The sequence below is a fragment of the Myxococcus guangdongensis genome, from assembly GCF_024198255.1.
Classification (GTDB): domain Bacteria; phylum Myxococcota; class Myxococcia; order Myxococcales; family Myxococcaceae; genus Myxococcus; species Myxococcus guangdongensis.
The window spans coordinates 24,607-49,206 of record NZ_JAJVKW010000004.1 but is presented as its reverse complement, the minus strand read 5'-3'; the positions used below and the strand labels follow the sequence as shown (position 1 = coordinate 49,206).

The following is a 24,600-nucleotide window of genomic DNA, read 5'->3' as shown; positions in this document are numbered from 1 at the left end:
CTCACGTCACACCTCGGGGAGTCTCGGGTTGCTGAAGCTGGGCGTGGGCCTCGTCCTCGGAGAGCGACTCGACCTCGTCGAGCAGGCGGGCGATCTCCGGGTCATCCACCGGCGCGCCCGTGGCCATGGCGAGCGCCAGCGACAGCTGCGCGATGGTCGGCCCCTCGAAGAGCACGCGCAGCGGCAGGTCCACCTGGAACGTCGAGCGCAGACGCGCCAGCAGCTGCACCGCGGTGAGCGAGTTGGCCCCCAGCTCGAACAAGTCATCGGTGGGGCGCGGCTCCACGCCGAGCAGGGCCTGGACGATGCCGGTGAGCGTGGCCGTGAGGTCCGCGCCACCGGGGAGCCCCGCCTCGCCGCCGGGCACGGCCGTCACCTCCCCGGGCGCGGCGGGAGACTCGGGCGAGCGGACCCATTGGCGCACCCGCTCCTCCAGGTCGTCGCGGGTGACGACCAGTCGACGCAGCTCGCGGGCACGCAGGGCCCGGTCGAGGACGTGCGTGAGCTCGTCATCGGAGAGCATGCGGTTGCGCTGGTTGGCGGCGATGCCATCCGAGTAGCTCGTCCGTGCCGTGGCCGTGCCCCGGTGCCAGCCCTCCCAGTGGATGGCGCGCCAGCCCTTCTCCTGCGGGGCCGCCTGCACGAAGGCGTCAACGTACCCGTTCGCCGCGCCATACGCGGCCAGCCCCAGCCCTCCGAGGATGGGGGACATGGAGGACGTCGTCAGCCGGAAGTCGACCTCCACGCCCTCCAGCGCGCGCTCCAGGGCACGCACGCCGTCGACCCGGGGCGCGAGCTGCTCCTCGCAGCGCTCCGCGGTGAGCTCCATCAGCGCGCAGTGCGTCTCGTCCCGGATGGTGCCCGCCGCGTGGAAGACGCCGTGCAGCCGCCCATGTCGCCGGACGATGTCCTGGACGACGCGCCCGAGCGCCGCCGCGTCCGTCACGTCTGCTTCCACGACCTGCACGCGGGGGTCCACCGGCACGGCGTGGGATTTGCCTCGCGACAGCGCGTAGACGGTGGCGCCCCACGACTCCAGGAGCAGCTTCGCGACGATGGAGCCGAATCTCCCCGTGCCGCCCGTGATGAGGTACACGCCCTTCTCACGCAGCAGCGACGGACGGTCCGCCGAGGGCAGCTCCACGGCGGGATGACTCCGGGCCCACACGTGCCGGCCCCGGAAGGCCAGCAGGGGCCGAGGGGATGGGGCCAGCAGCTCGTCGAGCACCGCCGCGCGCGTGGCATCGAGCGAGTCGCAGTCGAAGTGCGTGCACCACAGCCCCGTCATCTCCTGGCTCGCGATGAGCGACAGGGGCCCGAGCATCGCCCGCTCCGGCACGAGCGCCTCCGTCCCCAGGACGTCGTGTGCCTGCTCGGTGAGGCTGAAGACGCGCGTGCCCTGGGCGTGCGGACGCTGGCCGAGGACACGCAGGAGGCTCGCGAGGCCCCAGAAGCAGCGGGCCTCCTCCTCCACCCCCGAGGGCCCCACGCCCCACAGGTGGACCGCGCCCGAAGGCGGACCGCCTCGCGACGACAGCGCCTCCACCACGCGCCGCAGGTCCTCGTCCACGCCCGCGCGGACGACGAAGCGCTGGTCGTCCAGCCGCTCGTAGCCCAGCCCCGCGGCCACCTCCACCACCCGCAGGCCGCGCTGTCGCAGCCCGGCGACGAAGCCCCTCCCCGGCGCCCCGTCCCGCATCAGCACCAGCCAGGGTGACGGCTCCTCCGAGGGCACGGTGGCCTCGCGCGGCGCCGCGGGCACCACGCGCTGCCAGGAGTACGCGCGCGTCGAGAGCGTCCGCGACGCCTCGTCGTCCCCCTTCGTGGGGGCGCTCCGCCGCGCCGGAGCCTCCTCGACCGAGGCGCTCGTGGAGGGCTCCAACCAGAACCGCGTCCTGGCGAAGGGGTACGCCGGCAGCGCGAGGCGCCGCCGGGGCTCGCCGTCGTAGAGCTGCTCGAGCCTCAGCGCACAGCCGAGCGAGCGCAGCCGGCCGAGCGCCTCCAGCAGCTGTCCGAGCGCGTCGCGCTCCGGCATCGCGCAGCACGACACCGGCACGAAGGCCTCCCGGTCGTACTGCTTCGCCGCGCTGGCCAGCGCCCGCCCCGGGCCGACCTCCAGCGCCACCAGCGTCCCACCGCCCTGGCTGGCCACGGACTTGAGCGTCCCGAGCGCCTCCATGAACCGCACGGGCCCGCGCGCCTGCTGGACCCAGTACTCGGCCCGGCCCAGCGCGACATCGTCCACGCGAGTCCCCAGGCTCGACGAGATGAGCGGCACCCCCGGAGCCCCGGCGCGCACGGAGCCCAGCACGTCCCGCAGGCCCCCGAGCACCGGGTCCATCAGCGCCGAGTGGAACGCGCGCCGGGTGCGCAGCCGCTGCCAGGGAATCCCCAGGCGGTCCAACCCCTCGCAGAAGCCCGCCAGCGCGGACTCGGGACCGGAGACCACCGTGGCGGCGCGGCCGTTCACCGCCGCGAGCGAGAGGCCCGGTGTCAGCCGCTCCGCCACCGCCTCCTCGCCCAGCGACACCGCGACCATGCCTCCCTGGCGCGTGCCGGCCATCAACCGCCCGCGCGCGGCGACGGCCTCCAGTGCGCTCGCGGCCTCGATGGCGCCGCTCGCCACCGCCGCGTTCCACTCCCCCAGGCTGTGGCCCAGCACCACGTCCGTCGTCAGCCCCAGCGAGTGGAGGACCTCCGTGAGCGCGTGGGACGTCAGGAACAGCAACGGCTGGAGCACGTCCGTGTCGTGCTCGCGCTCGTCCGCGCAGGCGGCCACCAGGTCGGGCCCGCCGCGCCGGGCCAGGGGGTTGGCCAGCGCGTCGAACGTCCGCCGGAACAGGGGCAAGTCCCTGCGGAGCTGGCGCGTCATCGCCGCCACCTCCCCGCCCTGGCCCGGGAAGAGGAGGGCCACGCGAGGCGCCCCCTCCACCGACGAGGCCACGGGCGCGGTCACCCGCAGCTTCGCCGCCACGGCGGAGGCCGTGCTCCCCACCACGTCCACCCGGAAGGGCAGCGGCTCCCGCCCCACATGCAGCGTGTACGCGACATCCCCGAGCGACAGCCCGCTGTCCGCCTCGAGCCTGTCCGCGAGCCGCTCCGCCAAGGCCGTCGCCGCCTCGGCCGTGGTGGCCGACAGCGACACCAGGCGCGGTCGTGCGCGGAGGTCCGGCGGCGCCTCGGGCCGCTCGGGCGGCTCCTCGAGCACCACATGCGCGTTCGTCCCGCCGATGCCGAACGAGCTCACCCCCGCGCGCAAGGGCGCGCTCCCCCGCTCCCAGGGGATGCACCGCCGGGCCACCCGCAGCACCTTCGCGCTGGCCAGCGACAGCGGTGAGTCCTCGCTCCCCCGCGTCAGTGGAATCTGCCGGTGGCGCAGCATCAGCAGCACCTTGAGGAAGCCGGCGATTCCAGCCGCGGACTCCGCGTGGCCCACGTTGCCTTTGCACGAGCCCAACCACAGCGGCGCGGCGCGCGTGTCCTGACCGAAGACGTCGCGCAGCGCGCGCAGCTCGATTTCATCCCCGAGCCGCGTCGCGGTGCCGTGGCCCTCCACGTACTGGACGTCGGAGGGCTCCCACCCCGCCGCCGCGAGCGCGTCGGCGATGACGGCGCGCTGGCCCAGCTGCGAGGGCGCGGTGAAGCCCACCTTCGCGTGCCCGTCGTTGTTCACCGCCGAGCCCGCGATGACACCGAGGATGCGGCTGCCTTTCGCGAGCGCGTCCTCCAGGCGCTGGAGCACGACGAGCCCCGCGCCGCTGCCAAACAGCGTCCCGTCCGCGTCGCTGGCGTAGGGCCGGCACTCCCCCGAGGGCGACATCACCCCGCCCGTCGCCGCGTGGTAGCCCGCGAGCTGGGGGAGCCGGACGGACACGCCGCCCGCGAGCGCCACGTCACACTCGCCATCCAGCAAGGCCCGGCAGGCCAGGTGCACGGCGACGAGGGAGCCGGAGCACGCCGTCTGCACCGCGCAGCTCGGGCCGCGCAGGTCCAGCTTGTAGGAGATGGACGTGGGCAGGAAGTCCGCGTTGTTGTGGATGGCGATGGTGTCCACGCCCACTTCGTCCCGGGCGCGGCTGTCCGCCAGGTTCTCCAGCAGGTAGCCGCTCGCCGTGGACGCGATGAAGACGCCCACGGCGTGCTCGACGGAGGCGGGGGTGATGGCCGCGTCGTCGAGCGCGGCGCGGGCGCACTCGAGCATCACCCGCTGTTGAGGGTCCATCACCTGCGCCTCGCGCGGGGAGTAGCCGAAGCGCTTCGCGTCGAAGCAGTCCACCTCGTCGAGCGCGGCGCACACGCCCACCCAGTCCGGCGCGCGCGGGTCGATGCCCTTGAGCCGCGAGCGCTCCGCCGCCTCGCGACGAATGGACTGGAAGCCCGTGCGCCCCGAGACGAGCAGCTCCCAGTAGGCGTCCAGGTCCCGTGCCCCGGGCAACCGGCACGAGGCACCCACCACGGCGATGGAGTTCTCAGACGTCATGGTCGTCCTGGGTGGAGGGCTCGGAGGAGGAGGCGCGGGCACGGCGACGCTCGCGGCGACGACGTCCCCGCTCGCCCAGCGCGGAGGACGCCGGAGCGGACGCGGCCCCTGCGCGCAGGAAGGCGGCCAGCGTGGCCACCGTGGGGTACTGGTAGAGGTCCGCGACGCTCAACCCCAGGCGGGCGACGTCCAGGCGGTCGAAGACCTCCAGCATCAGCAGCGAGTGGCCGCCCAGGTCGAAGAAGTTCTGCTCGCGCCCCACGCGCTCGCGGCCCAGGACGGCGCACCACACCTGGACGATGCGCGCCTCCTCCGCGTCGAGCGGAGCCTCGGAGGCCACGTCCGGGACGACGGCCGCCTCCAGCGCCCGGCGGTCCAGCTTCCCGCTGGGCGTCCGGGGGAGCTGCTCCACCACGGCCAGCCGCGCGGGCACCATGTACGCGGGCAGCGCGGCGGACACCCAGGCACGCAGCGCCTGCTCGGACAGGTCCGCGGGCACGGGCGGCGGAGGCGCGCGCCTCGGCGCCCGGGGTGGCACGGGCGGCCGGTCCTTGCGCCACGCCTGGAGCATCCACAGCTCCGCGCGCGACAGGTAGCGGTGCGGAATCCAGCGCAGCTCGAAGGTGCTGGGGATGAGCGCCTCCACCTGGGCGCGGGTGCCGCCCCGCTCCTCCACCTCCACCAGCAGCTGGTCGATGCGCTCCCAATGCCGGGGCTCGATGCCGCGCAGCACGTCGACCTCCGCCCGCTCCACGTCGACCTTGAGCAGGTCCACGCGAGGCAGCGACAGACGCTCCATCAGCGCCGAGACGGTGCTCACCTCCACCTCCGTCGTGCGCCCCTCGAAGCGGGACTCGGCCAGGCGGTCCAGCGCCTCGGCGGGGAGGACGGCGCCCGCCTCGCGGCCCACCGCCTCCGCGCCAGAGCGGAAGATGAGCGCGTCCCAGGCCTGGTCCGGGAACAGACCGGACTGCACGCTCGCCCCCGGGTAGAAGGTGAAGCGCTTGCGTCCCGGCGCCTCCGCGAGCGCGGCGCCGATGACGGTGGCGGCGCAGCCATGCAGCCGCAGGTTCTGCTCCAGCAGGCGCCGCAGCTCGTCCGCGGGCTCCACGGCGATGACGCGGGTGCGCTCCGCCGTGTAGTGGGAGAAGAGCGAGAACAGGCCGATGTTCGCGCCCACGTCCATGACGACGGCGTCGTCCGGCAGCCCCACGGGGATGGCGTCCTCGCCGAACATCTCCGTGAACAGGTAGTCCGTCTCGCTGCGCTGGTGCTCGAAGACGCACAGGCCGTTGGGCAGCACATGGGCGCGCCCTCCGCGCAGCAACAGCTCGCGCTCGTCGGGCATGACGAAGGCGGTGAGCCGCTGGTGCTGCGCGTCGAAGATGACCGCGGAGGAGGACACGCCAGGGCAGCCATCCAGCGCCGCCTCGACGTCCGCCACCTCCACCCGCGCACCCCGGACGCTGACCTGCTGGTCCGCGCGCCCCAGGTAGCCCAGCGAGCCGTCGTCGTCGAGCCGCGCCAGGTCCCGGGTGCGGAACATCCGCGCCCCATCGCCCGACGGGTCCGGCAGGAAGCTCTCGGCGGTGCGCGCCGGGTCACCCAGGTAGCCCCGGTTGACGACGTCGCCCCCCACGTACAGCTCGCTGATGGCGCCCGGGGGCACGGGCCGCATGCGCGCGTCCAGCAACGCCGCGCTGCTCCCTGCGATGGGGCGGCCGATGGGCGGAGGACGCCCCGTGTCCTCCACGTCCGTCCAGGTGTCGTCGCAGGCAATCTCCGACGCACCGTAGAGGTTGACCAGCCGCGCGCGCGGCAGTCGCTCCCGCAGCTGTCGGACGACCTCGGACGGGAGCGCCTCGCCGCTGGCGATCCAGAGCGAGAGCGCCTCCAGGTGCTGCTCCAGCGGCGCGCGGACCCGGACGACGGCCGCCAGCAGGGACGGCACGATGATGAGCCGGGTGACGCGATGGCGCCCCAGCTCCTCCACCAGGACGTGCGGGTCCTTCAGCGCATCGTCCGACAGGATGACCTGCGGGACGCCGGCCAGCAGCGGCCCGACGATCTCCTGGATGGAGTCACCGAAGCTCAGCGGCGTCTTCTGGCAGCAGACCTCGTCCTGTTGGTACGGGAAGGCCTCCTCTCGCCAGGCGGTGACGGTGAGCGTGGCCCGATGCGTGCCCATGACCCCCTTGGGCAGCCCCGTCGAGCCAGAGGTGAACAGGATGTACGCCAGCCCGTCCGGGAGGACCTCGACGTGGGGCGCGGACACGGGCGCGCCCGTGGCGTGGTCGTCCACGTCCAGCAGCGTGGGCATCAGGCGTCGGGACGCCTCGGGGACGAGCCCGGAGACCTTCGCCACGGTGAGCACCACGGGGGGACGCGCGGCCGCGAGCATCTGCTCGATGCGCTTGCGCGGGTAGGACGGGTCCAGCGGCACGTACGCGCCGCCGGCCTTGAGGATGGCGAGGATGCCGACCACCGCCTGGATGGAGCGCCCGACGAAGAGCCCCACCGGCACCTCGGGCCCCACGCCCCGCGCCACCAGCGCGTGCGCGAGCCGGTTCGCCCACGCGTCGAGCTGGTCGAAGGTGACCGAGGTCCGCGCCTCGACGAGCGCGGTGGCGTCCGGCCGCTCGCGCACCCGCGCCTCGAAGGCCCGGTGGAGCGTGGTGTCGCGATACGCCCCCGCGCGGGGCACGGCCACCACGGAGCCACCCTCCGCCAGCGTGAGGTCCCCCACCCTCGCGAGGGAGGTATCGACGAGCCCCACCAGGGCACGGCGCAGGTGGCCGAGCAGCGCCCGCGCGCGGGCCTCGGACATCCGCGTGGGGTCCCAGGCGAGCTGGAGCTCGAGCCGCTCCCCCGGGACGATGACGAGCGTCGCCGGGTAGTGAGAGCGCTGCACCACGTCCACGCCCTCCAGCGTCAGCTCGGAGGACAGCGCGCTCAGCGCGTGACGGACGGGGAAGTTCTCGATGAGCACGACGTGGTTGAAGAGGGACTCCGTCGCGCGCAGCGGACTCCAGCGTTGGATCTCCGCGAGCGACGCGCGCTCATGGAGACCGCGCGCCAGGGCGTCGCGCTGGAAGCCCGCGAGCCACTCCCCCGGCGACTCCGCGTCCGGCACCCGCACGCGCACCGGCACGGTGTTGACGAAGAGGCCCACCGCGCGGTCCACGCCCGGCAGGTCCGTGGGACGACCGGAGACCGTGAGGCCGAACATCACCTCCGGCTCCCGGGCGAAGCGCGCGAGCACCAGGGACCAGCCGGCCTGGAACAGAATCCCCTGGGTCACCTCGAGGCGCCGGGCTCCCGCGGCGATGCGCGCCGTCTCCTCGACCTCCAGCGTCAGCGAGACCTGTCCATGCTCGCGCTGGAGCTCACCCGGGTTCCCCACGGGCCCCAGCCCCAGCGGGTCCGAGGGCCGCGCCTCCGCGAGGACCCCGGACCAGTACGCGCGCGTGCGCGGCCGAGACGGGAGCTCGGGTCGCTCCGTGGACTGCCTCGCGAGCAGCTGGCGGAAGGCGTCGCTCGCGGCGTGCGCGTCCAGCGGCGCTCCGGCATAGGCGCGCAGCAGGTCCTCGACCACCGTGGTCACCGCCCAGCCATCGACGATGAGGTGATGGAAGGTCCACAGCACCTCCCACGCGTCCTCCTCGTGGCGCAGCAGCGTCATGCGCGCCAGGGGCGCCCGCTCCAGCGCGAACGAGGCGGCGCGCTCGCGGGTGGCGTGCTCCGTCGCCGCGCGCGCCCGCTCGGCCTCCGGCAACGCCCGCAGGTCGATGACCGACAGGGGCGCCTCGACGTGACGGTGGACCAGTTGGAGCGGCTCGGCCAGGTCCCGGAACTCGAAGCCGACCCGCAGCGCGGCGTGGCGGGCGAGGACATGGGCCCAGGCCGCCCGGTAGCGCTCGACGTCGAGCGGCCCGCGGAGCCGGAAGCGCATCTGGTTCTCGTACACACCCGAGTCCGGCGCCGCGCGGACATGGAACAGCATGCCCCGCTGCATCGGCGTGAGCGGGAGCACGTCCGTGGCGTCGCGCCCGTCCACCAGCTCCGCCAGTCGCTTCAGCGGAATCTCCGAGGGGGCCAGGTCGAGCGCCACGTCGGGGAGCGCGTCGGCCTCCTCACGGAGCGCGCGCAGCTCCTGGGCCAGCCGCGCCAGGAGCTGGATGGCCGGTCCACCGGGAGCCCCCTCCGCGCGCGTGAGCCGCAGCTCGAGGCCGCCCTCGACGAGCGCCGCGTCCAGGGCCAGCGGATAGGGCGCCGCGGCGGGTGAAGGTGGGCTCTCCCCCCGGAAGTCGCGCAGCCCGAGGAGGATGCCGCGCGGCTCCACGCTGGCCACCCGTCCCAGGTAGTTGACGACGGCGAGCGCCCGCGTGGCGCCCAGCTGGCGGCGCAGCTCCGGGTCCTCGGCCAGGTGGCGCAACAGCAGGAAGCTCACGCCACCGGAGGGGACGTCGCGGAGCGCGGCCACGGCGGCGCGGAGCTGGTCCACCCGCCCCTGCTTCGGGTCCACGCGCAGGGCCACCGGGTACAGCGCGGTGAACCACCCCACCGTGCGCGACGTGTCCACCCCCGGCGAGCCACGGCCGTGGCCCTCCACGTCGAGGAGCACCCGTGCCGTCCCCGTCGCCTCCGAGAGCAGCCGCGCCAGGGCCGAGTACAGGAGCGCGAGAGGTGTCGTCCCCAGCCTCCGCGACAAGCGCAGCAGGTGCGCCGTCTCGGCCTCGTCCAGGGGGAGCACGGCATGGCCGGCCACAGGCCCGGGAGGCGGCGCCACGGCCGCGCAGTCCAGCTGCGCCCGCCAGTGCTCGGCCTCCGCGAGCCAGGACGTGTCCCGGGCGCGGGCCTCCAGGTGACGGGCCCACTCCACATAGGGCGTGGACGTGGTCAGCGACGGCTCACGTCCCGCCGCGAGCGCGTCATGGGCCGTCAGCAGGTCCTCGCAGAGCGTCGACCAGGACACCGCGTCCACCGCGAGGTGGTGGACGACGAGGACCAGCGACTGCTCCACACCCGGCGGCGTCGAGGGCACCAGCGCCGCCGCCAGCATGCGCCCCTCGGCGGGCTCCAGCGCCCGCGTCGCCTGGAGGCGGGCCTCGTCCACGCTGGTGCACCTCGCGAGGCGAAGCGGTGGCAGACCCTCCCGCGGCAGCACATGCGCCAGCCGCGCGCCGACGTCGATGCGCGTGTGCAGGACATCGTGGGCCGACACGACGGCGCCCAGCGCGCGGGCGAGCAGGTCCGGGTCCACGTCCGCCCGCAGCGCGAGCACGACGGACTGGGTGGCCCAGCGGGGGATGCCGCCGCCGCTCGCGTCCAGCAGCCAGCGCTGGATGGGGGTCAGCGGCGCCGAGCCCGACGCGGGCGCGGCCTGCTGGAAGCCGCCCACCCTCGCGGCGAGCCGACGGATGGTCGGGTTCTCGAAGAAGTCGATGACCTCCAGGCGGATGTTCTCCGCGCGCAGCCGCGCAATCACCCGGACGATGAGGATGGAGTCGCCGCCCAGCTCGAAGATGGACTCGTCGATGCCGACCTCGCGCTGGCCCAGCACCTCGCACCAGGCCCGGGCAATCGCCCGCTCCCGCTCGTCGCGAGGCGCCTGCGCCGCGCGCGCCGTCTCCAGCCGGGAGGGGACCTCCAGCCTCGCGCGGTCCAGCTTCCCGCTGGGTGAGCGCGGCAGCTCCCCCACCAGCACGACGAGGGTGGGCACCATCCAGCCGGGCAGCTCCCGCGCGCACCGGGCCAGCAGGGCTTCGCGCAGCTCCCGCGCGAGGTCCTCGTCGACCAGCGCCTCGGGCCGCGCGGGCACGCACCACGCCACGAGCCCCTCGGCGCCGCCCTGCCCCACCGGACGCGCGGCGACCACCGCGTGCGAGACGCGGGGCTCGCGAACGAGCGTCGCCTCCACCTCGCCGGGCTCCACCCGGGCGCCGCGAATCTTCAGCTGCCCGTCCACGCGCCCGTGGAAGACCAGCTCCCCGTCGGGCCGGACGGAGACCAGGTCACCGGTGCGGTACATGCGCTCGTGCCGCTGAAGGCCCGGGACACGCGCCCTGCGCCCCGCCACGCACCAGAGCGTGAAGCGCTCCACCCCGTCGCTGGTGGCGATGGCGTAGGGAATCCGGTGGACGCGCAGGTCGACCGCGTCCACCTCACGCAGCACCCCGGCGAGCTGCCGCAGCTGCAGCTCGGGCGCCCCCTCCTGCACGCAGCGCAGCTTCGCCTCCGTGTAGACGAGCGCCGGGAACACCTCGGGCGGGTCGAAGGCGCGGTGGGGCAGCAGCAGTTGCAGCGAGAAGCACCCCTCGGGCCGCAGCACCGCCACCAAGTTGCGCAGGAACTCACGAGGGCGCGCCACCCGGTCCAGCACCAGCGTGGACAACACGAAGTCCAGCGAGCCCGGCGCGATGCCGGTGTCCGCGTGGAAGCGCTCCAGCGGCGTGTCCACGGGGGCCTGGACGACGCGGTGCCCCCGCTGCCGCGCGCGATGCACCTGCCACGGCCCGATGTCCACCCCGGTGACGTCCGCGCCCGCCGCCGCGAGGACGTCGAGCACCTCGCCTCCACCAAAGCCCAGGTCCGCGCCCTTCAGGCCCTGGAAGCCCGTCACCCCCAGCAGACGCCGGAGCACGGACGCCTCCAACCCACGGCCATTGACCAGGTCGTGCGAGCCCTCCGCCAGGTAGCGCAGGAAGCCGTGCCGGTCCGCCTCGTCCTCCAGGCCCGCGGCGAGCTCGCGCGTGCGGCGGGCGATGTCCTCCGGGAGCCCATGCACCATCGGGTCGAAGGCCTCGGGGTCCAGGCAGCGCCGGCGCAGCGAGGCCGCCTCGATGGGCGTCGCCGGACGGGCGGCGATGAAGGACTCGACCGCCGCGACGGCGTCCTCCAGCGCCAGATCCACCGTGGGCGGCAGCTCGTCCACGAAGGGGTTGGGCAGGAAGCGCTCGGCGGTGATGTCCGGGCGGTTCAGGTAGCCCAGCGCCACCCCGGGCCCCGACAGGAACAGCTCGCCTCTCACGCCGCAGGGGACCGGCTCGCCCCGCGCGTCCAGGACATAGGCCCTGGAGTTGTCGAGCGGCAGGCCGATGGGCACCGTCCCCGACGCTTCGTCGAAGTGCTCCCCCAGGTCGTACGCGGTCGAGTACACCGTGTACTCCGCCGGGCCATAGGCGTTGCACAGCCGACGGCGCCCCCACCACCGCTGGACGAGCGCGGGAGGGAACGCCTCGCCCACCACCACGAGCCAGCGCTCCGGCTGGGCGGGCACCTGCTCGGGGTCGACGCGGGCCAGGAAGGACGGCACCACCACCGCCACGTCCACCGCGTCCTGGACGAGCACCTGCGCGAAGTCCTCGGGCGTGCGCCGCTCGTCGGGGACCATCACCAGCGTGGCGCCGTTGAGCAGCGCCATGGCCGTCTCACCGACGATGGCGTCGAAGCTCACCCCGGAGAACTGGGACACGACCTTGCCCGGCCCCATCCCGAAGTAGCGCGCCTGCCAGCGCGCCAGGTTGAGCAGGCTCCCGTGCGCGACCTCGATGCCCTTGGGCCGCCCCGTCGAGCCGGACGTGTAGACGATGTATGACGGCAGCTCGGGGCCGAAGCCCACCTCGGGCGGTTCGGAGGGGCGCGCGCGGATGGCGCGGGATTCCTCGTCGAGGACCACCACGGGGGCCAGCAGCGACACGGGCAGGGCCTCCATCCGCTCCGACGTCGTCACCACCAGCCCCGGCGCCGCGTCCTCGCACAGCGCGGCGATGCGCTCGGTGGGCACGTTGACGTCGAGGACCACGTAGGCCCCGCCCACCAGCTGGGTGGCCAGCATGGCGACGATGAGCTCCGGGTCTCTCTTCAGGAAGAGCGCGATGCGCACGCCGGGCCGCGCACCGTACCCATGCAGGTGGTGCGCGAGGCGCGACGCCCGGGCGAGCAGCTCCCGATACGTCAGCGCCTCCTCCCCCGCGCGCAACGCGACCTGGTCCGCGTGCAGCCGCGCGATGGCCGTGAAGCGGGCCGCCACGGTGGTCTGCTCGGGCAGCCCCGGCTGGGGCCCGCGCAGCCGCGTGAGCTGGTGCCGCCGCTCCTCGGCGGACAGCAGCGGCAGCGTGTCCACCGTCCACGCCTCGCCCTCCACCAGATGCTCGGCGGCGCGCAGGAACATCTGGACGATGGCCTCCACCTGGGGACGCGCCAACACCCCTGTGCGGAACTCGGCGGTGACGGCGGGCTCGCCCTCGTGCCGGTGGACGAGCAGGAAGAGGTCGAACGGCGAGCGCCCGACGGGCAGGACGCGCAGGTCCACCCGGGCCCGCCCCAGGCGGGCGCTGCCCACGGGCGCTCCGTCGAGCACGAAGGCCACCTGGGACAGCGGATGGGTCCGCACCTCCGGGCGCTCTCCGGCCAGGGCGACGACGCGGTCGAAGGACAGGTCGCGGTGCGCGAGCGCGTCCTGGGTCTGCGCCTTCACCCGGCCGATGAGCTCCGCGACGGGCAGGTCCGCTTCGGCCTGGAGACGCAGCAGCAGCGTGTCCACCAGGTTGCCGACGACGCGCATCGAGTCGACCCGCTCGCGCGCGGCGAACGACGTGATGACGGCCACGTCCTCCGACGCCCCCAGCCGCGACAGGACGACGTGGAAGGCCGACAGCAGCACGACGAACGGCGTCGTCTGATGGCGGCGGGCGAGCGCGTCCACCTTGCGCCACAGGCCGGCGGGCAGCGCGACCCCCACCGTGTCCGCGGAGTCGTCCCCCACCCGGCCGGTGAGCGCCAGGTGCGCCAGCGGCGAGGGCGGCAGGCCTCGAGCTCGAGGAGCCCAGTACCGCTCGAGGGCCTCGCGCCGCCCGGCGTCGGGCTCCAGCAACGTCCTCGAGACATAGGCCCCGTAGTCCTCGCCCGGCGTCGTGGAGAGCGGTCGGCCCTCCACCCGCGCCTCGTAGGCGGCGCAGAGGTCGTCGAGGAGGATGCCACGCGACCACGCATCGAAGGCGATGTGGTGCACGACGAGCACCAGCAGGTGCTCCTCCGGCGCCAGCGAGATGGCCAGCGCCCGAACCACCTGGCCTCGCGACAACTCGAACGGGAGCGCGGCGGCCTCGCGCGCGAGCGTGTCCGCGGCCACCTCGGGGGTCGCGCCCCCGCTCACGTCATGCCGCTCCAGGACGACCCGGAGGTCGACCACCCGGGGCACACAGCCCCCCTCGCGCTCCTCGTAGCCGGTGCGGAGGATGGGGTAGCGCTGGATGACGGTGTCGAGCGCGTGCTGGAGGGCCATGAGGTCCAGGGGCCCCCGGACCCGCAGGGCCGCCGCGTTGTTGAACGCGCTGGTGCGGCCCAGCGCGCGCTCGACGAACCAGATGCGACGCTGGGCGCTGGAGAGGACGGGAGGCCCGGAAGACTCGGGCGCGGCCTTCTTCAGGGCGCGGGCCAGCTCGGCGATGCGCTCGGGCGACAGCCCGCGGAGGCGCTGGTTGAGGTCGTTCATGGGGCGGTGGCTCCCTGCGGGCGGACGGCGTCGACGAGGACCCCGTCGGCGTCGAGCTTGATGAGCGTCTCCACCACGGCGTCGGCCAGGCCAGCCACCGTGGGTGCGTCGTGCAGCCGGTTCAGCGCGACCTCGATGCCGAAGTCCCGATGCATGTGCCAGAGCACCTTCAGCGCCAGCAGCGAGTGGCCGCCCAGGGCGAAGAAGTTGTCGTGCGCGCCCACGCGGTCCACCCGCAGGACGCCGCGGAAGATGTCCGCGATGCGCTCCTCCACCGAGCCGTTGGGCGGCACGTACGCCCCCGCGGACTCGGGCCGCGCGGTGGAGCGCAGGCGAAGGCCCTGGAGGATGGCCGCCGCGGTGCTCCGCTCGGACAGCGGGATGGGGACGCCCCCCGCGCCGCCCGACGCGTCATCGATGGCCCCGCGCGGCGGCGCGCTCCCCCTCGGCCCCGACGCGGGCGCGAGCAGCACCGCGTCCAGCGCCACCTCGCGGGTACCGGACGCGCCCGGCGGCTCCCCGCCCAGGCCCGCCAGGAAGGTCATCGCCGGCTCGTTGCGCGCCGTCCGCTGATAGTCGAAGACCAGCGAGGACAGCCCCCGGCGACGCGCGAGCCCCTGCAGCTCCACCAGGAGCCGGGCCTCCACGCCCCGCCCCAGGACACGGCAGCTCAACGCCAGCGCGCGCACGGCCAGCCGGTGTCCGTCCGGCTCGAGGACGAGCGCCCCCGTCAGCCCGTAGGCCCCGAAGCGGTCCTCCACCTCGACGCACCAGCACTCGGGTGCCCCGGCCCGGACGAAGGCGCCCACCTGGGACTCGTCATGGCGCGCGGCCGAGAGGTTGAACTGGTTCGTCCGCGCGAACAGCTGCGAGACGCGAGGCACATCGTCCGGCGTCGCGGGCCTGAAGACCACGCGCACGCCGAGCCGCTCCAGGAACGCCGCCAGGTCCGGCGCCTGCGCGCGCACCTCGCGGCGCCGGCCCTCCTCGCGGTAGCGCTCGCCGCGTCGACGGTCCTCCTCGGTGAGGCCCGGGCGGTCCAGCTCCCAGAGGTGCTCGAGCACCACCGCCTGGGCCTGCTCGTCCTGGGGCAACACCACCACGGTGACCTCGGGACACGCGGTGGCCACCTCGGCGCAGACCGCCGGGTCGTCGTCCACCATCACGAACGCGTCCAGGCCCAGGTCCAGCTCCTCGGCCAGCTCGCGCAGGTTCCCGGACTTCGCGCGCCAGTTCACCCGGCGCGTGGTGACGTCGTCGAGCGACAGCACCATGTCCGGATGCGCGAAGGCGGCCACCACGTCCGCGTCGATGTTCTTGCTGCACAGGCACACCACGGTGCCCTCGGAGGCCAGCCGGCGCGCGGTGCGTTGCAGGGCCTGCTTGTGGGGCGCAACCCGGATGCCCTCCTCGCCGGCGCACTCGCCCTCCCAGAGGGTGTGGTCGCAGTCCAGCACCAGGACCTTCTTCGCCGGACGCGCCCGGGCGCGCACCTGTCGGAACAGGAAGGTGCCCAGCGCGGCGAACCAGTCCTCGATGAACGGGACGCGGCCCAGCTCGTCCAGGTAGGGCTCCCGCTCCCGGGTGACGCCGAACTGGCCGCCCAGCGCCGACAGGTCCACCACCGTGACGCCCCGGTTCACCCGGGACAGCCCCAGCAGGAGCGCCCGCGCCCTGGCGAGCGCCTCGGCCCGCTCGGCGCTCACGTCCTCGGACGTGGGGCAGACGGCGATGAGCAGGTCCACCCCGCCCAGGTCCACGCCCTCCACCACGGAGGCGAAGGCCGCGACGCGCCCGAGCTGTCCGTCCTCGGACACCCAGGCCTCCACGTCCAGCACGATGCCCCCCAGGGTGCCCGCGCCCGCGCGCAGGGGGCTCCCCGGGTCCAGCAGCTGTTGCTCCACCTGGTCGTACGGGGCGAACTCGATGCCGAGCGGGAACGCCAGCCGCGACGCCCAGTACTCGAGCGACTCCGCCACCGGCTCGATGGTGAAGTTGGCGGCGATGGCCACGCGGCGCGCCACCGCCCGGGGGACGATGGCGGACAGCTCCCGCTCCAACGTCCCCACGTCCCGCTCCGCGAGCACGGCGTCCAGCGCGCGCACATAGCCGTCCAGCAGCTTGCGCGCCGTCGCCTCGCGGAACAGCTCGCTCGCGTACTCCAGCGACAGCTCGAGCCCGCCGTCGGCGCCCGGAGAGGCGATGAGCCGCAGGTCCAGCTCCGCCGTCTGGGTGTCCACCACGGAGGCCCACGGCCGCGTCGCGTCCGGGAGGCCGGCCAGCAGGTCGTGGTACCAGAGGCCCACGTTGTACAGGGGGTTGCCGCGCGCGTCCCGGCGTGGGTTGACGGCGCGGACCATCTCCTCGAACGGGAACTCCGCGTGCGCGAGCGCGCCCGAGAAGGCCCCCTTCACCCGCGCCACCAGCTCGCGGGAGGACAGCCCATGCGGCAGCGCGACGCGCAGGGGCAGGAAGTTGAGGTGACAGCCCATCAGCTCCGCCGCGTCGCCCCCGGGGAGCTGGGCGAGGACGGTCCCGAACACGACGTCGTCACGGCCGGACACCGTGCGCAGCAGCGCCGCCAGCGCCGCCCCCAGCACGAGGAAGGGGGTGGCCCGGTCGCGCTCGGCGGCGGCCACCACCCGGGCCCAGGTGGCCCGGTCCAGCACCGTCGTGCACCGCGCGCCACGGCCCCGAGGCACCAGCGGGCGCTCACGGTCGATGGGCAGCGGCATCGCCTCCGGTGCGCTGCCCAGCACCTCCCGCCAGTACGCCGCGCCCTCCACCCCGCTCCGCGCCGCGCGGGCCGCGGCCTCCGCGCACGCGGAGAGATAGGCCGCGTCCCGCGCCTCCCAGGTCCGCGCCGGGAGCCCCGATGAGGCCAGCGCCTCCATCAACTCCAGCACCGCCCGTCGGCCGCCCCAGCCATCACAGACGATGTGGTGGATGGTGAGCACCAGCGTGCGCGCCGCGCCGCCCGTCACGGAGTCCTCGTCGAGCACGAGCAGCGCGCGCGCCAGCGGCCCTCCCAGGTCGAAGGGCACCGAGACCTCGTCGCGCACGAGCGCGTCCCGCTCCGACGCGTCCCGACACACCACGGTGGTGAGGGGCACCGCGCCGCGCGACGACACGCGCTGACGGGGAGCGCCGTCCACCACCTCGATGGACGTGCGCAGCGCGGGCTGCCTCGCGACGAGAAGCGCGAGCGCCTCCTCGAGCCGGGAGGGCGTCACCTCCGGCCCCAGCTCCAGGCGCAACCCCACATGGTAGAAGGGGTGCCCCGGGCGCAGCTGCTCGGCGAACCAGATGCGCTGCTGGGCCGGCGAGAGCGCGCCGGGCGCCGTCGACCCGGAGGTGGCGGCAGACTCCGCTCGCCGCGCCTCCAGTCGCTCGGAGAGCTGACGCGGCGTGGGCGCGGAGAACAGGTCCGCCATGTCCAGACGCACGCCGGTGTCCTGACGCAGTCGCGCCAGCAGCTCGTGCGCGCAGAGCGAGTCGCCGCCCAGGCCGAAGAAGTCCGAGTCCGCGCGCGCGCCCCGCCCCTTGCCGGGCAGGACCGCGGCGAAGCACTCCAGGACCCGCCGCACCTCGGGCGACACCGCCTCGACGGCCGCCGTGGCTTCGGCCGACGCGCCGCCCAGCTGCGCCAGCGCGCCCTCCAGGTAGCGCCGGCGGACCTCCCGGCGACGAATCTTCCCGCTGGTGGTGCGTGGCAGCGAGCCCGGCTTGACGAAGACCACCTCGCTCAGCCGGATGCCGTGGTCCTGCCCCGTCCGCTCGCCGATGCGCTCCGCGAGCGCCGCGTCGCCCACCTCGTCGAGCGCGGCGGGCTCTATCTCGTGGACCAGGATGACGACCTCCTCGCCGTCGCGGTCCACGCCGAAGGCCGCGCCGCACGCGGGGCGCAGCGGGGGGAACGCGGCCTGGACGGTCCGCTCCACGTCCTCGGGGTGGTGGTTCTGCCCTCGGACGATGATGAGGTCCTTGAGCCGCCCCACGATGAACAGCTCGCCCCGCTCGTCGGTGAAGCCCAGGTCACCGGTCCGCAGGTAGCGCCGCTCGTCGTCCGGCAGGCGCGCCCTCAGCTCCTCCGCGTCCTCCCGCCCCAGGTAGCCGCGCACCACGGAGGGGCCCGACACCCAGATCTCCCCCACGCTCCCCTCGGGGCTCGGCCGGCGGTGCTCCGGGTCCACCACACGCACCACCATGCCCGGCACGGGGTGGCCACAGCCCGTCAGGGTGACGTGCCGCCCGGCCCCGCCCTCCGCGAGCACCGCGCGCCCCTCCTCCAGCGTGTCGCGCTCCACCACGCGTGACGTCGGCGCCGCGCCGGGCGGCTTGCCCGACACCATCAGCGTGGCCTCCGCCAGGCCGTAGCACGGCAGGAAGGCCTCGCGGCGGAACCCCACCCGCCCGAAGCGCCGCGCGAAGCGCTCCAGCGTCTCCGAGCGCACCGGCTCGCTGCCGTTGAAGGCCACCTCCCAGCTCGACAGGTCCAGACCCTCGAGCTGCGCGTCCTGGATGCGACGGACGCACAGCTCGTAGGCGAAGTCCGGGCCGCCGCTCGTCGTGCCCCGGAAGCGGCTGATGGCGCGCAGCCAGAGCACCGGGTCCGCCAGGAACACCGGCGGCGAGAACCACAGGCACGCCAGCCCCGCGTACAGCGGCTGGAGCAGCCCTCCGATGAGCCCCATGTCGTGGTAGGGCGGCAGCCAGGTCACCACCCGCGAGTCCGGGCGGTGGCCGAAGGCGGCGCGGATGGCCCGCTCCTGCGCGCTCAGGTTGCGGTAGTCGATGAGCACCCCGCGCGGCTCGGACGTGGAGCCGCTCGTGTACTGCACCAACGCGATGCGGTCCGGGTCGAACGGCCGGGACTCCTCCTCGGGCACCTCGAGCGCCAGGTCGGTGTCGATCCACGGCGGCAACAGCGCCACGCCCTCCGGGTCCATCATCCGCAGCCCCGACGCGCCGAGCACGACCTCCGGCAGCGCGTCCATCAGCACCATGGCCAGCCGCTCGCGGGCGCGCCGGCCTCGCGGCGGAGGGACGGGGATGGCGGCCACGCCCGCCTTCATGCAGGCCACCAATGCGTAGAGCAGCTCCAGGCGCGGCTCGTCGATGAGCAGCGCCCGTTGGGCCCCGGCCGCGATGAGCCGCGCCGCGATGGGCCTCGCCCGGGCGTCGAGCTGGGCCCAGGTGCAGCGCTGCTCGGAGCCGTCCGCGCCCATGAAGACGTAGGCCACCTCGTCGGGGCGCTCGCGCGCGCGCCGGGCGAGCAGCTCACGGGGGTCGATGACCTCGGGCGCCTCGGGCCAGCCGGACGCATCCATCACGGTGTCGCTCATCGCGTCGCCTCCATGCCGCCGCCCAGCACGCTCCAGCGGGGCGCATGACCGAGCGCCTCCCACCGGGCATCCGCCGAGCGCCACTGCGTGAGTGAGTAGGGGTTGGGAATCTCCAGCTCCTGCATGGTCGCCACGAAGCGCTCCAGGCGCTCCAGCCGGTCCCCGGGGGACAGGCCGTCGTCGACCATCACCGCATCCACCCGGGCCAGCCGGCTCAGCTCCGGGCCGAACCGGGCCTTCGCGTCACCGGAGCCCTTGAGCTTCGTCGACGAGCCCGCGAGCCCTCGGGGGTGGTACTGGAAGAGCCACGCGTCCGCGTCGTAGATGTTCGCGCGGTTCTCCCGGAGGAACTTCAGCGTGTCGTCGAACTCGGACAGCGTCTCGCCCGGGTAGCCGGCGATCCACAGCGTGCTGGTGCGCACGCCCGACTCGCTCAGCGCCTGCAGCGCGCGCGACATCGTCCCCGGGTCCGTCTTCTTCACCATCTCGTCGAGGATGCGCTGGCTGGCGGACTCCAGCCCCAGCCGCGCCCGGAACAGCCCCGCGTCACGCCAGCGCGCCGTCTTCGCCGCGTCCACGCACGTGCGGTCCGCGCGCACGTAGCAGTCGAAGTGGAGCTTCGCGTCCCGCTCCAGGAGCGCCTGCGACAGCCCGTCCAGGATGGGGTTCGACAGCGAGTCGCAGAGGTAGAAGCTGTCCTTCCCGTGGCGCCGCGACAGCGCCACCATCTGGTCCGCGAGCCTGTCGGTGGGCAGCTTGCGGTAGCCCTTCCAGAACACCGTCTCCGCGCAGAAGGAGCACTCGAAGGGGCAGCCCCGGGAGGACGCCGCGGACAGCTGCAGGTAGCGCGACACCTCCAGGTGTCCGTAGTCCGGGTCCGGCAGCTCGCTCAGCTGCATGTCCGGCCGGGTGCCCCCCGCCCGGAAGCGCGCCACCTCGCCGCCGAGGATTCCGCGCGGCAGCTCCGGCTGCTCGAGGATGGAGACGAAGTGCTTCTCGCCCTCGCCCAGCACGTAGTAGTCGATGAAGTCGTGCGCGGAGTGGAAGGCCGACACCTCCGCCACGCTCGACGCGATGCCCATGATGGGGCCGGGCCCGCCCACCACCGTCCTCGCGCCCTTCGCCAGCGCCTTGGCCCGGCGCAGCAGGAACAGCGTCGCCGGCCACGTCGAGTTGAAGAGCGAACAGCCGATGACGTCCGGCCGCGCGCTCGCCACCAGGCCCTGGAAGATGGACCCGACGCGCGCGTACAGCTTCGCGAAGAGCGTGTCGAAGGGCGCCGTCTTCAGCCGCGAGGCCACCGTCTCCAGCGGCGCGGCGGTGACGTTGAGCACCTCCGCCACCAGCTCGCGGTAGTCCGGGCGCGCGCGTCCATACAGGTAGACCAGCTGGTGCATCGCCAGCAGGTCCGTGGCGTTGCGCTCCGCGTTCCACCGGCGCCACTCCGGGAACTGCCGCTCCAGCTCGTCGAAGTACGCGCGCTGGACGGAGAACACCTCCGGGATGGTGTTGAAGTCGAACAGCTCCACCTCGTGCCCGGCGCGCTCCGCGTACGCCTTGAGCGCGCTGATGCCCAGCGGCACGCAGATGGGGTCCCAGAAGTGCGGCACCACCAGGAGGGCGCGGCTCATGGCGCGTGCTCCCGGCGCCGGACCGCCGCGTCGCGCACGCGCACCAGGTGCGTGAGGCCCTCGAGGACGTCCTCGGCCGGCAGGCCGAAGTCCACCAGGCACGCCACCTCGTCCACCCCCGCCACTGCGAGCCGGTCCACGAAGCCCGCGCACTCCTCCGGGGTGCCAATCAGCGACCGTGATTGGAGATAGCGGTCCGTGATGCGAGCCATGATTGCCTCCTCGTCCAGCGCGGTGAGTCCAGCCACGGCGGCGCGCGCCTCCGGCTGTGCCATCAGCGAACCCCGGCTCGTGTGGATGAACGAGCGCAGGTAGTCACGCAGCGGGCCGTGGGCCGTGGCCCGCGCGCGCCCCGGCTCCGGCCGCACATGCGTGTGCACGGTGAGGGTGAGCCACGCCGGCGTGCTCCCCGAGAAGTCGCGGCGGTAGTCCGCGACGCACCGGCCCAGCTCGTCCACGTCCAGGTCCATCAGCCCCGTCAGCACGTGCAGCCCCAGCTTCGCCGCGTGCGCGAAGCCCCCCGCGCGCACCACCGTCAGCCACAGCGGCAGCTCCCGCTGGAGCGGCCTCGGCCTCGGCGTCACCTCCACGAACTGCTGGAGCCCGTTGAGCCGCCGCACCGGTGTCCCGGCCCACGCGGAGCGCAGGAGCGCCACCGCCTCCGCCGTGCGCTGGTGGCGCGCCTCGAAGGCCTCCGGGGCGAGCACGAAGTCATCCGGATGCCAGCCCGACGCCAGGGAGATGCCCACCCGTCCGCCCGACAGGTTGTCCACGACGCTCCACTCCTCCACCACGCGCAGCGGGTCGTGCAGGGGGACGGCGACGCTCCCCGCCCGGATGCCCAGCCTCGACGTGCGCGCCGCCAGCGCGGCCCCCAGCACCGCGGGGTTGGGGAACAGCGCGCCGAAGTCCACGAAGTGACGCTCGGGCGTCCAGATGGCATGCAGCCCCTCGCGCTCCGCCACCTCCACGCAGCGCAGCAGCAGCTCGTACTTGCGAGGCTCCTGCTCCGCCGCGTTGCTGGAGAAGAAGAACAGGCTGAAGGCGGGCACCCGCGTGCCCCGCGCCACGGGCGCCGTCGGCGCCGACGCCACGACGGGCCCCCTGCCCTCCGCCCCGGCCCGCTGGCGCTGGGCCTCCCTCATCCTCCGGAGGAACAGCTCCCGCTTGTCCGGACTGAGCGCCTCGAGACGGCTTTTTACAGACACACTGCCCATGAAGTGTCTCCCGCCCTAGAAGACAGACACACAATTCACAGCACAGCCAAAACAGTGCACTGCGGGAAACCCTTACAGCCACGCAGAGTTCACAGACGTCGCGACCTTCTTCCGAACGCGAACTGCTTTTACTATATTTTCCAGAGATGGAAGTAGATGTCTTGTTTGTCGAAGAATGGAAGCCGGACCCGGCATCCCCGCGTTATCGGATTGCAGCCCAGGGAGCGCGCCATGAACCCTGCAGGGCCATCCACCGCCGAGCAGTTGAGTCGTCATCTCGCCCGGGAGATGGCCTGGGGTCTGACCGGTTACCCGGGGAACGACGAGGTCTGCCAGGTCACCATCGGTGACGTGGACACCGGGCACCGGGTGCAGCTGCACCTGCGGCCCCAGGGCATCGACATCCAGGAGGACGGCTCGCGCCCCCCGGACGCGAAGGTCTGGGTGCCGAACGAGGTCGCCCACCTGTTCGTATCGGAGGCGCGGTCCATCGACCTGAGGGATTCACGCATCCACGCGGGGCTTCGCTATGAGGGAGACCCGCTACTCGTCACACGACTGGGACAAGCCCTGCTGCGCCCCTCCCCCGAGGTGCGCGCCGTGTACGAGGCCGCCGAGCAGCGCGCGGGGCGCGGCGCGAGCCTCGAGACCCTCGAGCGGGTGCATCGCCCCTCCGTGACGGTCATCAAGGCGGCGCTCGAGGCCAGCAGGCCCCTGGTCGCCACGGGGCTGCTGGACGCGTGCCTGCCGCGCGACTGGGAGGAGCTCGCCCAGCGCGTCGTCGGCATCACCGTCGAGCCGCGCTCGCTGGGCCGCGCCATCCCCCTGTCGGAGTTCATCCAGTCCGTGCGCTCCCGCCAGGGCGACGGCGCGACCTACAGCGAAGGCTGCATGCTGCCCCCCACCTTCACCAGCCTCTTCCCGCTGGCCTTCGGCCCGGAGGCCTCGCGCCCCGTGAGACTCCCGCTGGGAGCGCCGCAACTCTGGGCGGGCACCTCCGACAGCACCCAACCCGTGACGGGCCTCCACAGAGACCCCGTCAATGGACTGCTCATCCAATTACAAGGCCGCAAGCGGGTGCTGCTCTATTCCCCCCTCGAACGCGACAATCTCTATCCAGTGACAGCCTACAATTCCTTCCAGAACTGCTGGGTGGATCCGCTCAAACCCAGGCTGGATGTCCACCCGCGCTTCAAGCGAGCGCGGCGGCTGGAGGTGGAGCTGGCGCCGGGCGAGGTCCTGCTCAATCCGGTGGGGTGGTTCCATTGTGTCGTGATCGACGGGCCCACGTTCTCCGTCTCGGTGCCCGTCAAGGGCCGGTAGCCCCGGAGCCCCTCGGGGACAGGAAGCCCTCCGGGTACCCCGCGCGGTCCTTCCACTGGTCGCGCAGCCGCAGGTGCAGTCGACGCGCAGTTCGAGACAACGGGCCGTCACCGGCGAGCCCTCGAGAGGAGGTGAGGTAGCTCTGGAGATAGAACAGATAGGCGGACCGCAGGCGCCAGCCGGGGACCCAATGGGCGTCGTCCCGGACGAGCGCCTCACCCAGCCGGAAGGTCAGCCACCAATAGAAGCGGTGGGTCTTCAGCGTCGCCAGCTCCCGGCGGAAGCGCGCCTCGTCGCGCGCGGCGGGCAGCCACCTGGCGAGGGCGGCCCGGTACGCGCGGGTCATCGCGCCCGCCAGCACGCGAGGGAACGGGACGACGAACTCCCAGAACATGACGTCATAGAGGGCGCTGCGCGCCCCGGAGAACTCGAAGTCCAGCAGCCGGGGCCCGCGCTCCGTGAGCAGCACGTTCGACGGCGCCAGGTCGCCATGCGTCAGCGTCAGGAAGTCCCCGGGAGCCCCCATCCGCTCGGTCAGCGCCCGCCAGGCGGCGTCGAAGCCCCGCGCGGGCGTCACGCCCGCTCGCTCCAGCACCGCGCCGACCCGCTCGCGCAGGCCCACGCAGTCCTCGGCCTGCTGGAGGTATTCCCCCCTCAGCGCCCGGGGCAGGGCCTCCACGCGGGCCGCCTGCTCTCCATGGAAGCCGCCGAGCGCCCTGGCGATGGCCACCAGCGGCCCGCGCGCACCCGCCACCTGCTCGCGCGCCAGCAGCCCGGCCAGGGGCTCGCCGGCGAGCTCCTCCATGACGACCAGGCGTCTGTCCTTCGCGCGAGCCAGCAGCGCGGGGGCCAGGGAGGCCCCCCCCTTCGTGAGGAAGCGCAATGCCTCCCCTTCCCGCCGCGCCGTGGGCGTCAGGGTGGCGGAGGCCTTGACGATGACTGTCTTTCCGTCCGACAGATGACAGCGCAGCACCTGGGCTCGCAGCCCCTGGTGCAGCAACTCCAGACGGCGCGGGCGCTCACCCAGCAGCTCCCGGAGGGGTCCCCTCCATTCCCGTCCGATGCTCCGCTCCGTCTGTCCAATCATGGGCCGTGTCATGCGTGCCCG

The 24,600-nt window shown here is 73.8% G+C and carries 7 protein-coding genes; 1 reads left to right on the top strand and 6 read right to left on the bottom strand.

The annotated features are described in order from the left end of the window. Position 1: 1 nt before the first annotated feature. Genes LXT21_RS13565 through LXT21_RS13545 form a run of 5 tightly spaced genes read right to left on the bottom strand, consistent with a single transcriptional unit; the run spans position 2 to position 22,169 of the window. Entirely contained in the window at positions 2-4,480 is a 4,479-nt protein-coding gene (locus LXT21_RS13565; protein WP_254038567.1) for a type I polyketide synthase, read from the bottom strand. Continuing rightward, positions 4,470-13,976: a non-ribosomal peptide synthetase gene (locus LXT21_RS13560; protein ID WP_254038566.1), complete on the bottom strand. Its 9,507-nt coding sequence runs from the start codon at positions 13,974-13,976 to the stop codon at positions 4,470-4,472. The genes LXT21_RS13565 and LXT21_RS13560 overlap by 11 nt, the downstream gene beginning before the upstream one ends. Next, entirely contained in the window at positions 13,973-19,321 is a 5,349-nt protein-coding gene (locus tag LXT21_RS13555) for an AMP-binding protein (RefSeq protein WP_254038565.1), read from the bottom strand. Before LXT21_RS13555 ends, LXT21_RS13560 begins: the two co-directional genes overlap by 4 nt. After that, positions 19,318-20,952, bottom strand: a complete 1,635-nt coding sequence (locus tag LXT21_RS13550) for a B12-binding domain-containing radical SAM protein (protein ID WP_254038564.1) — start codon at positions 20,950-20,952, stop codon at positions 19,318-19,320. The genes LXT21_RS13555 and LXT21_RS13550 overlap by 4 nt, the downstream gene beginning before the upstream one ends. Further along, positions 20,949-22,169, bottom strand: coding sequence for a MupA/Atu3671 family FMN-dependent luciferase-like monooxygenase (locus tag LXT21_RS13545; protein ID WP_254038563.1), 1,221 nt, complete (start codon positions 22,167-22,169; stop codon positions 20,949-20,951). The genes LXT21_RS13550 and LXT21_RS13545 overlap by 4 nt, the downstream gene beginning before the upstream one ends. Positions 22,170-22,400: 231 nt before the next feature. Here LXT21_RS13545 and LXT21_RS13540 point away from each other — a divergent pair, with 231 nt between their 5' ends. Then, positions 22,401-23,492, top strand: coding sequence for a cupin-like domain-containing protein (locus tag LXT21_RS13540; RefSeq protein WP_254038562.1), 1,092 nt, complete (start codon positions 22,401-22,403; stop codon positions 23,490-23,492). On the opposite strand, the gene LXT21_RS13535 is transcribed toward LXT21_RS13540, so the two are convergent. Beyond that, positions 23,479-24,579 carry a phosphotransferase family protein gene (locus LXT21_RS13535; RefSeq protein WP_254038561.1) on the bottom strand — a complete coding sequence of 367 codons (1,101 nt, stop codon included), beginning with the start codon at positions 24,577-24,579 and terminating at the stop codon, positions 23,479-23,481. The genes LXT21_RS13540 and LXT21_RS13535 overlap by 14 nt on opposite strands. Positions 24,580-24,600: the final 21 nt, after the last annotated feature.